Below are 15806 nucleotides of genomic sequence, written 5' to 3' on the forward strand. Positions count from 1 at the left end.
TAAACTCCGGGTATCCGAAACCCAATGAAATTGGTGCCATGGCGACCAACTACGAATCCGAGATCACCCTTTTCCTGAAAGACTTCAAGCAGTCGCATCCTGGCACCGAAGAACGCCAGCGCGAAGGCCGCGCCCGTCTTTGGGACAAGCCCCAGGACCCGGAACTGCTGGAAGGCTTCCGCGCGGCGCGCGTGCCGCAAAAGCCGTACGTGTATCAGGCCGACTGATCTCGCTGCGGCAACCATGGCCCACCCCCCCTCCGTCCCGGGCGATGCCCTGGCCGCGCTAGTGGAACCGCCCGTCGACAGCACCCCCGACACGATAGACAGCGTGGCGTTCGCGCGTCTGTACGGCGAGCCGCTGTTCCAGATGCCGACGGACCTGTACATTCCGCCGGACGCGCTGGAGATCTTCCTCGAGGCGTTCGAGGGGCCGCTGGACCTCTTGCTCTACCTGATCCGCAAACAGAACTTCAATGTGCTGGACATCCCCATGGCGGATGTCACGCGGCAGTACCTGTCGTATGTAGACCAGATCCGCATCCACAACCTTGAGCTGGCGGCCGAATACCTGCTCATGGCGGCGATGCTGATCGAGATCAAGTCGCGCATGCTGCTGCCGGTGAAAAAGACCGACACCGGCGAAGAACCCGAAGACCCGCGCGCCGAACTGGTGCGCCGCCTGCTCGAATACGAGCAGATGAAGCTGGCCGCCCAGAAGCTGGACGCCATGCCCCAGCTGGGCCGCGACTTCGTCAGCAGCCATGCCGTGGCCGACCTGAGCGTCGAGCGCATGCTGCCCGAAGTCAGTGTCGATGACCTGCGCGAAGCCTGGGCCGACATCATGAAGCGGGCCAAGCTCAACCAGCACCACCACATCACGCGCGAGCAGCTCTCGGTACGCGACCACATGACGCACATCCTGCGGCGCCTGAACGACGTGCGCTTCATGGAATTCGGCGACCTGTTCATGGAACGGGTGCGCGAAGGCGCGCCCGCGGCGGTCGTCGTGGTGCACTTCATCGCCATGCTGGAACTGGCCCGTGAATCCTTGCTGGAAATCACGCAGGCCGAACCCTATGCTCCCATCTACGTGCGCCTGGCCTACACCAGCGTCGCGGCGGTCGCGGCCTAGGTCCTTTTCGTCAACAGGCCCTAAACCTGACCGGGCTGCCCCCAACCCCGGAGAATTCCCTTGAAAGTCGTACACACCATCCAGGAATTGCGCGACCAGCTGCGCGGCCAGAACCGCGTGTCGTTCGTGCCCACCATGGGCAACCTGCACGAAGGCCACCTGGCGCTGATGAAACTGGCGCGCCAGCATGGCGACCCGGTGGTGGCCAGCATCTTCGTGAATCGCCTGCAGTTCGGGCCCAATGAAGATTTCGACCAGTACCCGCGCACCCTGGCCGCCGACATCGAAAAGCTCGAACGCGAACGCGACGTCTACGTGCTGTTCGCGCCCAACGAGCGCGAGATGTACCCCGAACCCCAGAACTATCGCGTGCAGCCGCCCGATGACCTGGGCGACATCCTGGAAGGCGAATTCCGCCCGGGTTTTTTCGCGGGTGTCAGCACCGTGGTGCTCAAGCTGTTTTCCTGCGTGCAGCCGCGCGTGGCCGTGTTCGGCAAGAAGGACTACCAGCAGCTGATGGTGGTGCGCAACATGTGCCGCCAGTTCCAGTTGCCCGTCGAGGTACTGGCGCACGAGACCGTGCGCGCCGACGACGGCCTGGCCTTGTCTTCGCGCAACCGCTACCTGAGCGATGCCGAACGCGCCGAAGCCCCGGTGCTGTACGCGCAGCTGCAGCACATCGGCCAACGCCTGGCCGCCGGCGAGCGCGATGCGGCCGCCCTGGAACGCGATGCGACCCAGGCCCTGACCGACCGCGGCTGGCGCGTGGACTACATCGCCCTGCGCCGCCAGCGCGACCTCAAGCGCCCCGAAGCCGCCGACCTGCAGGCCGGCGAGCCGGTGGTGGTGCTGGCCGCCGCCAAGCTGGGCGCCACCCGCCTGATCGATAACCTGGAACTGTCCTACACCGCGTAGGGTGTCCGACGGGCGGCCGGGTCGTGGCCCGGGGCGTGCTTGCGTGCCGGTGCCAGGGGGGCCGGCCGGCAGCCCCGGCGACGCCGGGGCCCCTGTCAGAATTGCCAGCTTACGGCGGCGTCGGTCGCCGGGCAGACTCACTGCAATCCTTCATTGCAGAGCCGAGTCCACCCATGCAGACACCCCGTCCCGACCTCCATGCCGTCCTGTCCGCCCTGACCCCGCGCGAGCGGCAAATCGTTGCCTACGTTGCGGCGGGCCGCCCCAACAAGGTCATCGCCATCGACCTGGGCATTTCCCTGCGCACCGTGGAATCCCACCGCGCCCGCATCTTCACCAAGCTGCGGGCGCGCAATGCCATGCAGTTGGCGTGCCGGCTGTGCGCCCATGGCCGGTCGGGCGCCTCGCCCGTGCTGGGCATCACGCAGGAAGATCCCTTGCTGTCTTTGGCGGCCCCGCCCGCGTGGGCGGCAGCTGCGCCAGTGGCGGCGCATTGGTTGCATGAACCGCAGGACGCCCGGGCGGGGTATGCGGCCCGGGCTGCGCCGGCCGGCGACCTCCCGGGCACGGCCACGGGCGGGTCTGGCGCGGATGCCGCCCCGAACGGGCAGCCTGGCCCCGAAATTTCTGATAAAAGCGCGTGATTCAACGCCTGTGGAGTAAGTGGGTGCTTACATCAATCCCGCTGGCGCCCAAAATTCAGGGCCTGGCGAACGTGAAGTTCGGCAGGCCCTGGAAGGAAAGCGCCAAGGTCAAGCCAGGCGGAACGACCGGCCCGGCAGGCTTACGGGCACTGGGGCGCGTTGGCCTTGGCCAGCTCGTCGATCGGGTCCAGATCCGGCTGGCGGGTCAGGTTGTAGTTCAGGTTGGGCGTCTGGCCACCAATGGAACGCACGCGCAGCACGTTATTGGCCGCCACCAGGAATTCCACCCGCACATTGCCCTGGCCATCCAGCAAGATCACGCGCGGCGGGCGTTCGTCGGTGGCATCCCAGCAGCCTTGTTCCACGACCGGGGCGGCCTTCTTGGCGGCATCTTCCAGGTAGGCCGTGCGGCCGCGCCAGCGGCCATTGGGCGCCAGCGTCAGCGTGACGCGCTGGGCCGTGCACTGCATGGCGGGCGAGAAACACGGCAGGGTGCCCATGTAGGTTTGCGGTTGCGGCACCAGGCTGTTGGCAGCGGCGCTATGGGGGGCACCGCCGGCGCCGCCCACGGGCGCGGCGACCGGCGCGGTGGCCGACCCGGCCGACACCGAGCCGCCTTCGGCGCCTTCCGGTACGGCCTGGCCGTCTTCGGTGACGTTGCCGCCCTGGGCGGGCTGGCTGGCTTGGGCCTGGGTTTTCTTCTGGTCGGGCTTGAGCGCGATCTGCACTTGCGAGGGCGCGCGCAGCACGGTGCGGTAGCCGGCGCCCGAGCCCTGGTACTGGGCGTCGGTGACCGTGCTTTCGACCGGCGGGTCGTAGTAGCCTTCGGTGCGTTGCTGGGCGCAGCCCGCAGCGCCCAGTACCGTGCCCGCTAACAGCAGCCCCACGATGCTGAGTTTGCGGGGGCGGGAGGGGATATCGACGCGCGCGGCCATGGCAGCTGATCCGTAAGTTGAGTCTGTCTCCGATTTTACGCACTTATGCGAAGATTCGATACGTTCCCCCACACCCCGAAAGACACTGTTCGTCCTTTATGCACAAATTACGACACGGTCCCAGGCGGCCAGCCTGCCGTTTTGCCGAAAATGCCGGATGTTCGGCAGGGCGGACCGCGTCTCGGGGCTTCGCATGACCTCCTTGTGGCATGTCTATCCGTTACCGCTGGCCGCGTTCATCGGCCTGGCCGCGGGGGTTGGCCTGTTCGTGGGCGGCTGGCTGACCCGGCTGACCTACCGGCTGCCGCGCATGATGGAACGCGAGTGGCAGGCCCAATGCCTGGACGCCGTGGGCAAGGCCCGGCCACCGGCCGATTACGGCCTGCTGGCGCCGCCTTCGCATTGCCCGCATTGCCAAGCCCCCGTGGCCGGCTGGCGCCGGCTGCCGCTCGCGGGCTGGCTGGCGCTGCGGGGCCGCTGCGCCGCGTGCCACGGCGTGATCGGCTGGCGTTACCCCGCCATTGAACTGACCACCTGCGTGCTGTTCGCCGCCTGCGCCTGGCGCTTCGGCGCCACGCCCATCGCGCTGTGCGCCATGGGCCTGTCGGCTGCGCTGGTGGCGTTGGCCTGGATCGACCTGGAATCCACCTTGCTGCCCGATTCCATCACCCTGCCGCTGGCCTGGGCGGGCCTGCTGGTGAACCTGTTCGACGCCTTCACCACGTTGCAGCTGGCGGTGGTGGGCGCGGTGGCCGGCTACCTGTTCCTGTGGGTTATCTTTCATGCCTTCCGCCTGCTGACCGGTCGCGAGGGCATGGGTTTTGGTGATTTCAAGCTGCTGGCCGCGCTGGGGGCGTGGTTTGGCGTGGGCGCCTTGCCGATGCTGCTGCTGGGCGCCTCGGTGGTGGGCGTGGTGATCGGCGGGGCGCAAACCCTCAGCGGCCGTGCCAGCCGCGGGCAGGCCTTGCCTTTCGGGCCGTACCTGGCGCTGGCCGGTGTGGTGGTGCTGCTGTTGGGGGGCGAGCAGGGCCTGGGATGGTTGCTGGGCTGACCCTGGCCGCAACGCGGACGCCGCTCACCCAGCCGATGCCGCCCACCCGCCGATGCGGCCCATCCGCCAATGCCGGTTACTCATCGATGCAATCCCCCGCCATGGCAGGCTCTACCGTTCTAGTTCGCAAGGAATGACGCACATGTTCAATATCGGCCTGACAGGCGGCATCGGTTCCGGCAAGTCGCGCGTGGCCGACATGCTGGGTGAATGGGGCGCATCGGTCGTCGATACCGACGAGATTGCACGCGCCCTGACGGCCGCTGGCGGTGCCGCGATGCCCGCCATCGAACGTGAGTTCGGGCCCGCGGCCTTGACCGCCGACGGCGCCTTGAACCGCGACTGGATGCGCGAGCGCGCCTTCGCCGACCCGCAGGTCCGCCTGCGCCTGGAAGCCTTGCTGCATCCGGTCATCGGCCAGGAAACCGAGCGCCAGGCCGCGGCCGCGCGCGGGCCTTATCTGGTGTTCGTGGTGCCGCTGCTGGTCGAGTCGATCGCGCGTTGGCGCGACCGCGTCGACCGCATCTGCGTGGTCGATTGCGACCCCGAAACCCAAGTGGCGCGCGTGCGTTCGCGCAGCGGGCTGACGGACTCTGCCATCAGGCGTATCATGGCGGCACAGGCTGCGCGGGCAAGCCGGTTGGCAGTCGCCGACGATGTCATCAATAACGACGGTGCGACCTCACCGGACCAATTGCGCGCGCAGGCAAAGACCCTGCATGATCGCTGGCTGGCGCTGGCGGCCACGACGGGCCGGCAAGCCCAGGGCTTGTCCGGCACCCCTGAATAATCTCGGCCTCCAGGCCGACCTCTGATGGGCCTGTTTACAAGCGTGATTGTTTTTGAATATCCCTTCAATGAGCGCATCCGCGCTTACCTGCGGCTGGAATACCTGTTCGACAGGCTGTTCTTCTTCGCCCGCGAGGGAGACTCACGCCAGCACCAGGTCGCCGTCACCTCGCTGTTCGATCTGCTCGACGCGTGCGAACGCACCGACGTCAAAGGCGCCGTGCTGCAAGACCTGGAACGCCAACGCGTGGCCCTGATGGGCCTGCGCGACCACCCCGGCGTGGCGCAAGATGCGCTGGAAGGCATGCTGCGCGAACTGGAAAAAGTCTCGGCGGCCCTGGCCGCGCCCGGCAAGACCGGCCAATCGCTGCGCGAAAACGAATGGCTGACCAGCCTGCGCGGGCGCCTGTCGGTGCCCGGCGGCGCCACCCAGGTCGACATGCCCTCGTACTACGCCTGGCAGCACAAGTCCGAGGCCGCGCGCTGCGCCGACCTGCAAGCCTGGCTGGCGCCTTTCGGGCCGCTCTACGACGGCCTGACCCTGGCGCTGCGCCTGTTGCGCGAATCCGGCCGCAAGACCGACATCGTGGCCGAACAGGGCGCCTACCAGCAGATGCTGGCCGGCAAGCAGTTCCAGCTGCTGCGCGTATGGGTGGACGCGGCCCAGGGGGTGTTTCCCGAAATCAGCGCCAATAAGTACATGATCTGGATCCGCTTTTCGACGCAAGACGGCGAATTCAAGCCCCAGCAGGTCGCCCGGGACGTCCCCTTCCAGATGACGCTCTGCAATTCCTGATCCGCACGGGCGGCCCCCTCCGGGGTGGCGCCCGGATGGCAGGTCCCCGGGGTGATCGGCCCCGGATGGCCGTCCCTGGATGGTCTCCCCCCTCGGCGGGCCGTCCCCCCCCCCTGCCCATGTCCCGATTCCTGTTGCGCGCTATTTCAGTCGTAACGGCCAATCGCTGAAATGACGGTTGTCTAGTACACAATACGGCTTTCTCCGTCCGTGCCGGAACCGTTTCCCATGTCCGATAGTCGTCCCGTTTCCCCGACCTCCCGCTGGACCCGCCGCAGAATCATCGGGGTGGTGGTGCTTTTGCTGGTGGTGGCCGGCGTTGCCTGGGTGGCGCTGCGGCCGGCAGCCACGCCGGGCGGCGCGGGGGGCGGACGCCCGGGCGCAGGCGGGCGGCCCAACATGGCGGCGGCCATGGCCAACCTGGCCGTCCCGGTGCGCGTGGCCACCGCCGTGACGCAGGACATCGACATTTTCCTGAAGTCGCTGGGCACCGTGACCGCCTACAACACCGTTACCGTGCGCAGCCGCGTCAGCGGCGAGCTGGTGGACGTGCCGTTCCAGGAAGGGCAGATGGTCAAGGCCGGCGACCTGCTGGCCCAGGTGGACCCGCGCGCCTTCCAGGTGGCCCTGGACCAGGCCCGCGGCACCCAGATGCAGAATCAGGCGCTGCTCGAGAACGCGCGCCGCGACCTGCAGCGCTACCAGGCCCTGTTCAAGCAGGACTCCATCGCCAAGCAGCAGGTCGACACCCAGGCCGCGCTGGTGCGCCAATATGAAGGCACCATCAAGAGCGACCAGGCCAACGTCGACAATGCCCGCCTGCAACTGGATTACGCGCGCATCACCGCGCCCATCAGCGGCCGCCTGGGCTTGCGCCAGGTCGACCGCGGCAACCTCGTGTCCAGTTCGGACACCAACGGCTTGGTCGTGATTACCCAGACCCAGCCGATTTCGGTGGTGTTCACGCTGCCCGAAACCCAGTTGCCCGAAGTGCGCGCCGAACTGGCCCAGGGCCGCACCCTGGCGGTCGAGGCCTATGACCGCGCCGATACCCGCCGCATTGCCGCCGGCAAGCTGGAAACGCTGGACAACCAGATCGACGTCACCACCGGCACCCTCAAGCTCAAGGCCAAGTTCGACAACCAGGACGACGCGCTGTTTCCGAACCAGTTCGTCAACGTGCGCCTGCACGTGCTGACGCGCAAGGACGTCACCGCGATTCCCACGGCGGCGATCCAGCAGGGGTCCGCCGGCGCGTTCGTGTTCCAGGTGCAGCCGGACAACACGGTGCAGGTCAAGCAGGTCAAGCTGGGCGCCATCAACAACGGCATGGTGGCCGTGAACGAAGGGCTGCAGCCCGGCGACCGCGTCGTGACCGAGGGCACCGACCGCCTGCGCGCTGGCGCCAAGGTCGAGGTCGTGGGCGGCGCCGAGGTGATTCCCAAGGACAAGTCGCTGGGCGGGGGCGCCCCGGCGGGCACCACGCCGGCGACCCGGTAAGCCAGGGATATCGCCGTGAGCCCGTCGCGCCTGTTCATCCTGCGGCCCGTGGCCACCACGCTGTCGATGGTGGCCATCCTGATCGCGGGCTTCATCGCCTATCGCCTGCTGCCCGTCTCGGCCCTGCCCGAAGTCGACTACCCCACCATCCAGGTGACCACGCTGTATCCGGGCGCCAGCCCGGACGTGATGACCTCGCTGGTGACGTCGCCGCTGGAACGGCAATTCGGCCAGATGCCGGGCCTGAACCAGATGTCGTCCACGAGTTCAGGCGGCGCGTCGGTCATCACCATGCAGTTCAACCTGACGCTGCCGCTGGACGTGGCCGAGCAACAGGTGCAGGCGGCCATCAATGCCGCCTCGAACCTGCTGCCCAGCGATCTGCCGGTGCCGCCGACGTACAACAAGGTCAATCCGGCGGACGCCGCGGTGCTGACCCTGGCAATCACCTCGCCCACCATGCCGCTGCCGCAGGTGCGCGACCTGGTCGATACGCGGGTGGCGCAGAAGCTGTCGCAGATTCCCGGGGTGGGCCTGGTCAGCGTGGCAGGCGGGCAGCGCCCGGCCGTGCGGGTGCAGGTCAACCCGCAGGCGCTGGCGGCCAACGGGCTGGGGCTGACGGATCTGCGCACCGCGGTGGTGGGCGCCAACGTCAACCAGCCCAAGGGCAACCTGGACGGGCCGCTGCGCTCGACCACCATCAATGCCAATGACCAGCTCAAGTCGCCCACCGACTACAACGACCTGATCATTGCCTACAAGAACAACGCGCCGCTGCGCCTGTCCGACGTGGCGCGCGCGGTGGAAGGCGCCGAAGACACGCGCCAGGCGGCCTGGGCCGGTGACAAGCCGGCCATCTTGCTGAACATCCAGCGCCAGCCGGGTGCCAACGTCATCGACGTGGTCAATCGCATCCAGAAGCTGCTGCCGCAACTGCGCGCGGCGCTGCCGGCCACGCTGGACGTGACGGTGGTGTCCGACCGCACCCAGACCATTCGCGATTCGGTGGCCGACGTGCAGTTCGAAATGCTGCTGGCGGTGGGGCTGGTGGTGATGGTGACGTTCGTCTTCCTGCGCAGCCTGACCGCCACGTTGATTCCCAGCGTGGTGGTGCCGCTGTCGCTGGTGGGCACGTTCGGCATCATGTACCTGGCCGGGTTCTCGATCAACAACCTGACGCTGATGGCGCTGACGATCGCCACCGGCTTCGTGGTGGACGACGCCATCGTCATGATCGAGAACATCGCGCGCCACATCGAAGAGGGCGAAACGCCGCTGCAGGCGGCGCTCAAGGGCGCCTCGCAGATCGGCTTCACGCTGATCTCGCTGACGTTCTCGCTGATCGCGGTGCTGATCCCGCTGCTGTTCATGACCGAAGTGGTGGGTCGGCTGTTTCGCGAGTTCGCCATCACGCTGGCGGTGTCGATCCTGATATCGCTGGTGGTCTCGCTGACGCTGACGCCGATGATGTGCGCGCGCCTGCTGCGCGCCGAATCCGAACAGAAGCACGGCCGGTTCCACCAGGCCACCGGCGCCTTCATCGACCGCGTCATTGCCGCCTACGACCGCATGCTGCAGAAGGTGCTGCGCCACCAGCCCTTGACCTTGCTGGTGGCCCTGGCCACGTTCGCGCTGACGGTGCTGCTGTATATCCTGGTGCCCAAGGGCTTTTTCCCGCAGCAGGACACCGGCCTGATCCAGGCCATCACCCAGGCGCCGCAATCCATTTCGTTCACGGCCATGGCCGATCGCCAGCAGGTCGCGGCGCGGCTGGCGCTGGAAGACCCGGACGTGCAGGCGGTGTCCTCGTTCATCGGCGTGGATGGCAGCAACGCCACGCTCAGCGCCGGACGCATGCAGATCGCGCTCAAGCCGCAGGCCGAGCGCAAAGGCGATCTCGCCACCGTGATGGCGCGGTTGCAGCAGTCGTTTGCCAAGCAGGACGGCCTGACGGTCTACATGCAGCCGGTGCAGGACCTGACGATCGAAGACCGCATCAGCCGCACGCAGTACCAGATGACGGTGTCCAACCCCGACCTGGCGGTGCTGAGCGAATGGACGCCCAAGCTGATCGACCGCCTGCGCCAGGTGCCGGGCCTGAAGGACGTGACCGACGACCTGCAGGACGACGGTCTGCAGACCTGGGTCGAGATCGATCGCGATGCGGCTTCGCGCCTGGGCATCACGGCTGCGGTGGTGGATGAGGCGCTGTACGACGCCTTTGGCCAGCGCCTGATCTCCACCATCTTCACCCAGTCCAACCAGTATCGCGTGGTGCTGGAAGTGCAGCCGCAGTTCCAGATGAACCCGGCCGCGCTGGGGCAGATCCATGTGCCGACGTCCAGCGGCACGCAGGTGCCGCTGTCGTCTATTGCCCGCATCACCGAAGGCAAGACGGTGCTGGCCGTGAACCGGCTGGACCAGTTTCCGATGGTGACGGTGTCGTTCAACCTGGCGCCCGGCGCGTCGCTGTCGGCGGCGGTCGAGGCCATTACGGCAGCCGAAGCCGAGATCGGCATGCCGGCCAGCATCGAGACGCGCTTCCAGGGCGCGGCGCTGGCGTTCCAGAATTCGCTGACCAGCACGCTGTGGCTGATCCTGGCGGCGATCGTCACCATGTACATCGTGCTGGGCGTGCTGTACGAAAGCTACATCCATCCCATCACCATCCTGTCGACGCTGCCGTCGGCCGGCGTGGGGGCGTTGCTGGCATTGCTGATCAGCGGCACCGAGCTGGACATGATCGGCATCATCGGCATCATCCTGCTGATCGGCATCGTCAAGAAGAACGCGATCATGATGATCGACTTCGCGCTGGACGCCGAGCGCAAGCGCGGCCTGTCGCCGCGGGCGGCGATCCATGAGGCGGCCCTGCTGCGGTTCCGGCCCATCCTGATGACCACGCTGGCCGCGCTGTTCGGCGCGTTGCCGCTGATGCTGTCGTCGGGCACCGGCGCCGAGCTGCGCCAGCCGCTGGGCCTGGTGATGGTGGGCGGCCTGCTGCTCAGCCAGGTGCTGACCCTGTTCACCACGCCCGTGATCTACCTGATGTTCGACCGCATGTCGCGGCGCTGGCGCAGCATGCGCGAGGCCCGCGCCGGGGACGTGCGATGATCCTGTCGGCCCCCTTCATCGTCCGGCCGGTGGCGACCACGCTGCTGTCGCTGGCGGTCGTGCTGGCGGGCATGCTGTCGTTTTTCCTGCTGCCGGTGGCGCCGCTGCCGCAGGTGGACATCCCCACCATCTCGGTGTCGGCCAGCCTGCCGGGCGCCAGCCCAGAGACCATGGCGTCCAGCGTGGCCACGCCGCTGGAACGTTCGCTGGGCAGCATCGCGGGCGTGACCGAAATGACGTCCAGCAGCTCGCAGGGCTCGACCCGCGTGACGCTGCAGTTCGATCTGTCGCGTGACATCAACGGCGCGGCGCGCGACGTGCAGGCGGCCATCAACGCGGCCCGTTCGCTGTTGCCGACCAGCCTGCGCAGCAACCCCACGTATCACAAGTCCAACCCGTCGGACGCACCCATCATGACCCTGGCGCTGACGTCCGACACGCTCAGCCAGGGCAAGATGTACGACCTGGCGTCCACCATCGTCGCGCAGAAGCTGTCGCAGGTGGACGGGGTGGGCGAGGTCACGGTGGGCGGCAGTTCGCTGCCGGCGGTGCGCGTGACGGTGCTGCCGGGGGCGCTGGCCAACCGCGGCGTATCGCTGGACGAGGTACGCACGGCGCTGGCCAATGCCAACGCCAACCGGCCCAAGGGCGTACTGGAAAACGACCGCTATCACTGGCAGATCATGGTCAACGACCAGCTCAGCCGGGCCGAGCAATACCGGCCGCTGATCGTGGCCTGGCGCGACGGTGCGCCGGTGCGTGTGTCGGACGTCGCCAAGGTCGAGGATTCGGTCGAAGACCTGTACCAGACCGGCTTCTACAACCAGCGCAATGCCATTCTGATGATCGTGCGGCGCCAGGCCGACGCCAACATCATCGAGACCGTGGACGCGGTGCGGGCGCAACTGCCGGTGTTGCTGGCGCTGATGCCGGCCGATGTGCAGCTGACCGTGGCGCAGGACCGCACGCCCAGCATCCGCGCGTCGCTGCACGAGGCCGAACTGACGCTGATCATCGCGGTGGGCCTGGTGGTGCTGGTGGTGCTGCTGTTCCTGCGGCGGTGGCGGGCGGCCATCATTCCCAGCATTGCGGTGCCGGTGTCGCTGATCGGTACCTTCTGCATCATGTATCTGTGCGGCTTCACGCTGAACACCATTTCGCTGATGGCGCTGATTGTCGCCACCGGCTTCGTGGTGGACGACGCCATCGTGGTGCTCGAGAACATCATGCGCCACGTCGAGAACGGCATGTCGCCGATGCGGGCGGCGCTGCGCGGTTCGCGCGAGGTCGGCTTTACCGTGCTGTCGATGAGCCTGTCGCTGGTGGCGGTGTTCATTCCCATCCTGCTGATGGGCGGGGTGGTGGGGCGGCTGTTTCGCGAGTTCGCCGTGACGCTGTCGGCGTCCATCATGGTGTCGCTGGTGGTATCGCTGACCTTGACGCCCATGATGTGCGCCCGCCTGCTCAAACCCGAGCCCAAGGAACCCGAACCGCCCGGCCGGCTGGCGCGCTGGGCCGAAAGCGGCTTTGCCTGGATGCAGGACGGCTACCGCCGCAGCCTGGCGTGGGCGCTGGCGCACAGCCGCCTGATGATGGTGATACTGGCCGCGGCGGTGGGCCTGAATGTCTACCTGTACACCGTCGTGCCCAAGGGCTTTTTCCCGCAGCAGGACACCGGCCAGCTTCTGGGCTTTTTCCGGGTGGACCAGGGCACGTCGTTCCAGGCCACGATTCCGAAGCTGGATGCGCTGCGCAAGATCGTGCTGGCGGATCCGGCCGTGCAGAGCATGACCGGCTACGCCGGCGGGCGCGGCGGCAGCAACAGCAGCTTCATGCAGATCCAGCTCAAGCCGCTGGGCGAACGCCAGGCGTCGGCCGACCAGGTCATCAACCGCCTGCGCGCCCGGTTGCAGAACATGCCCGGGGCGCGCATGTTCCTGGTGTCGCAGCAGGACATCCGCATCGGCGGCCGGCAGAGCCAGGGCTCGTACGACTACACCCTGATGTCGGGCGACCTGCAATTGCTGCGCACCTGGATGCCCAAGGTGCAGCTGGCGATGTCGAAGATTCCCGAGATCACCGACGTGGATACCGACGTCGAGGACAAGGGCCGCGAGATCAATCTGGTGATCGACCGCGAGGCCGCCACGCGGCTGGGCGTGAGCATGTCGACGATTTCGACGGTGCTGAACAATTCCTTCAGCCAGCGGCAGGTGTCGGTGATGTACGGGCCGTTGAACCAGTACCACGTGGTGCTGGGTGTGGACGCGAAGTTCGCGCAGGACATCGAATCGCTCAAGCAGGTGGAAGTGATTACCTCGACCGGGGCGCGCGTGCCGATGGCGGCGTTTGCGCGTTTCGAGAACGCCAACGCGCCGCTCAGTGTGCAGCACCAGGGGCTGTTCGTGGCGGACACGGTGTCGTTCAGCCTGGCACCCGGCGTGTCGCTGGGGCAGGCCACGGCGGCCATCGATGCGGCGGTGGCGCGCATCGGCCTGCCGTCGGACCAGATCCAGGCGGGATTCCAGGGCACGGCGGCCGCGTTGCAGCAGACGCTGGCGCAGCAGCCTTGGCTGATCCTGGCGGCGCTGGTCACGATGTATATCGTGCTGGGCATCCTGTACGAGAGCTTCGTGCACCCGCTGACGATTCTGTCGACCTTGCCCTCCGCCGGCCTGGGGGCGCTGCTGGCGTTGCTGCTGGTGCGCACCGATTTCACCCTGATCGCGCTGATCGGGGTGTTCCTGTTGATCGGCATCGTCAAGAAGAACGCCATCATGATGGTGGACTTTGCGCTGGATGCCGAGCGCAACCAGGGCATGGCGCCGCGTGAAGCCATCTTCCAGGCCTGCCTGACGCGTTTTCGCCCGATCATGATGACCACCATGGCGGCCATCTTCGGCGCGCTGCCGCTGGTGGTGGCCACCGGCGCCGGCGTCGAGATGCGCCAGCCGCTGGGCATTACCATCGTGGGCGGGCTGGTGCTGAGCCAGATCCTGACGCTGTACACCACCCCCGTGGTTTATCTTTACCTAGACCGTTTCCGTCTCTGGGCCGCGCGCGGGCGCACCCGGCGAACGGGCGGCGACGCTTCCATAGAACAAATATGATCCGCAACGCCAAGCCTTCTTCCTACGCAATCCTGCCGCGCGCGGGCGCGGTGCTGGCGCTGTGCGCCGCGCTGGGCGCCTGCGCCGTCGGCCCTGATTACCAGCGCCCGGCGCTGGACGTGGGCGCGGCCTACAAGGAAGGGCAGGTCGAAGTGCCGGGCTGGAAGCGGGCCGAACCGCGCGACGATGCCGACCGCGGCAAGTGGTGGCTTGTGTACGACGATGCCACGCTCAATGACCTGGTGGCGCGGCTGAACGCGTCGAACCAGACCATTGCGCAGGCCGAGGCCAATTACCGGCAGGCGCTGGGCCTGGTGCGCGGCGCGCGCGCGGGCTTTTTCCCGACGGTGGGTGCCGGTGCGGGCCTGACGCGCTCGGGCAGCGGCGGGGGCAGCGGCGCGTCTTCGTCTTCCGGCGGCAGCGGCGGCAGCAATGTGTCGAACCAGTATTCGTTGACCGGCAGCGTCAGCTGGGAACTGGACGTGTGGGGCCGCGTGCGCCGCAATGTCGAGTCATCCGAGGCCAGCGCCGCGGCCAGCCTGGCCGACCTGGCCGCCACGCGCTTGAGCGCGCAGGCCGCGCTGGTGCAGGCCTACCTGCAGCTGCGCGTGCTGGACGAACAGAAGCGTTTGCTCGACGCCACCGTGGCGGCCTACGAGAAATCGCTGCAACTGACGCAGAACCGCTACAACGTCGGCGTGGTGGGGCAGTCGGACGTGGCCGTGGCGCGCACGCAGGTGGAGAGCACCCGCGCGCAGTCGATCGACCTGGATTGGCAGCGTGGCCAGTACGAGCACGCCATCGCCGTGCTGATGGGCCAGGCGCCGTCGCACTTCACCCTGCCGCCCGCCGCCTTCAACGTGCAGCTGCCGCAGATTCCGGTGGGCCTGCCGTCGGAATTGCTGGAACGCCGGCCCGACGTGGCCGCCGCGGAACGCCGCGCGGCCGCGGCCAATGCGCAGATCGGCGTGGCGCAGGCGGCCTGGTTCCCCAGCCTGACGCTGTCGGCCGACGGCGGCTTTCGCAACGGTCAGTTCGCTGAACTGCTGACCGCGCCGGCGCGCTTCTGGTCCTTGGGCCCGGCGCTGGCTCTGACGATCTTCGATGGCGGGGCGCGCGAGGCCCAGGTCGAGCAGGCGCGGGCCTCGTATGACGCGCAGGCCGCCGCGTATCGCCAGGCCGCGCTGGTCGGGCTGCGCGAGGTCGAGGACTACCTGATCCAGCTGCGCGTGATGGAAAGCGAACAGACGGTGCAGCGCCGCGCGCTGGAAGCGGCACGTGAATCGCTGCGCTTGATCCAGAACCAGTACAAGGCCGGCCTGGTCGACTACCTGAGCGTGGCGGTGGTGGATGCCACCGCACTCAATAATGAGCGCAGCGCGCTGAGCCTGTACGGCAACCGCCTGGTGGCCAGCGTGAACCTGATCGTGGCCCTGGGCGGCGGCTGGGACGGGCTGGGCCCGGTGTCTGGCACGCCTGCGCCGGCTGCCGACGCCGCAGCGCCCACCGCGGCAGCCAGCCCGGCGCCGGCGCCCGCGGCGACCCCCGCCGCGCAGCCCTAGGGATAACGCCTAACCTCTCCTTCCCCCGATTGACAAGGCCGGGCCGCGGGTTCTTAATGCGTCAAAAGTGACCAACTGGTCACGCTGGGCGCACCGCCCGGGACGCGTGCCGGGCCTGGCCTGGCCGACCCGTCCGCATCGAAGTACCGTGGCGCCGGATTCCGTTTGATCAATCGAACACTTCTTGTGAAGGGGAAGAGGATGGGCAGGTTTTTTCGTGCAAGCGCGGGCGCTGCGGCCGCTCGCCTGGCTGTCG

Annotated in this window: 12 protein-coding genes; 11 read left to right on the forward strand and 1 reads right to left on the reverse strand. The window is 67.6% G+C overall.

Translation table 11 applies throughout. The annotated features are described in order from the left end of the window. The first annotated feature begins 38 nt into the window (after positions 1-38). The 4 genes from ACUDP5_RS02520 (at position 39) to ACUDP5_RS02535 (ending at position 2693) form a co-directional block, all read left to right on the forward strand. Complete coding sequence (locus ACUDP5_RS02520) at positions 39-227, forward strand: DUF3460 family protein (RefSeq protein ID WP_263915500.1); 189 nt, start codon at positions 39-41, stop codon at positions 225-227. Between the two features lie 16 nt (positions 228-243). Beyond that, positions 244-1134: a segregation and condensation protein A gene (locus ACUDP5_RS02525; RefSeq protein ID WP_025137218.1), complete on the forward strand. Its 891-nt coding sequence runs from the start codon at positions 244-246 to the stop codon at positions 1132-1134. A gap of 60 nt (positions 1135-1194) precedes the next feature. After that, entirely contained in the window at positions 1195-2049 is an 855-nt protein-coding gene (gene panC / locus ACUDP5_RS02530; protein ID WP_263915498.1) for a pantoate--beta-alanine ligase, read from the forward strand. Positions 2050-2222: 173 nt separating this feature from the next. After that, positions 2223-2693 carry a response regulator transcription factor gene (locus ACUDP5_RS02535; protein ID WP_445658095.1) on the forward strand — a complete coding sequence of 157 codons (471 nt, stop codon included), beginning with the start codon at positions 2223-2225 and terminating at the stop codon, positions 2691-2693. A gap of 140 nt (positions 2694-2833) precedes the next feature. On the opposite strand, the gene ACUDP5_RS02540 is transcribed toward ACUDP5_RS02535, so the two are convergent. After that, on the reverse strand, positions 2834-3628 hold the full coding sequence (locus ACUDP5_RS02540; protein WP_263915496.1) for a copper resistance protein NlpE: 795 nt from the start codon (positions 3626-3628) through the stop codon (positions 2834-2836). A gap of 193 nt (positions 3629-3821) precedes the next feature. On the opposite strand from ACUDP5_RS02540, the gene ACUDP5_RS02545 reads away from it, so the two are divergent. The 7 genes from ACUDP5_RS02545 to ACUDP5_RS02575 all read left to right on the forward strand — a co-directional run bounded on the left by ACUDP5_RS02545 (position 3822) and on the right by ACUDP5_RS02575 (position 15550). Beyond that, complete coding sequence (locus ACUDP5_RS02545) at positions 3822-4679, forward strand: prepilin peptidase (RefSeq protein ID WP_445658096.1); 858 nt, start codon at positions 3822-3824, stop codon at positions 4677-4679. Between the two features lie 142 nt (positions 4680-4821). Next, the gene (coaE, locus tag ACUDP5_RS02550) at positions 4822-5469 is read left to right on the forward strand and encodes a dephospho-CoA kinase (RefSeq protein WP_445658097.1); all 648 of its coding nucleotides are present in this window, start codon (positions 4822-4824) and stop codon (positions 5467-5469) included. Between the two features lie 42 nt (positions 5470-5511). Beyond that, entirely contained in the window at positions 5512-6264 is a 753-nt protein-coding gene (zapD, locus tag ACUDP5_RS02555; RefSeq protein ID WP_263915493.1) for a cell division protein ZapD, read from the forward strand. A 228-nt stretch (positions 6265-6492) separates the two neighbouring features. Next, entirely contained in the window at positions 6493-7764 is a 1272-nt protein-coding gene (locus ACUDP5_RS02560) for an MdtA/MuxA family multidrug efflux RND transporter periplasmic adaptor subunit (RefSeq protein WP_445658098.1), read from the forward strand. Positions 7765-7779: 15 nt separating this feature from the next. After that, entirely contained in the window at positions 7780-10878 is a 3099-nt protein-coding gene (locus tag ACUDP5_RS02565; RefSeq protein ID WP_263915490.1) for an MdtB/MuxB family multidrug efflux RND transporter permease subunit, read from the forward strand. Beyond that, complete coding sequence (locus tag ACUDP5_RS02570) at positions 10875-13988, forward strand: multidrug efflux RND transporter permease subunit (RefSeq protein ID WP_263915488.1); 3114 nt, start codon at positions 10875-10877, stop codon at positions 13986-13988. The genes ACUDP5_RS02565 and ACUDP5_RS02570 overlap by 4 nt, the downstream gene beginning before the upstream one ends. Then, the gene (locus ACUDP5_RS02575; protein ID WP_445658099.1) at positions 13985-15550 is read left to right on the forward strand and encodes an efflux transporter outer membrane subunit; all 1566 of its coding nucleotides are present in this window, start codon (positions 13985-13987) and stop codon (positions 15548-15550) included. Before ACUDP5_RS02570 ends, ACUDP5_RS02575 begins: the two co-directional genes overlap by 4 nt. Positions 15551-15806: the final 256 nt, after the last annotated feature.

Source organism: Achromobacter sp. NCFB-sbj8-Ac1-l (assembly GCF_052695805.1).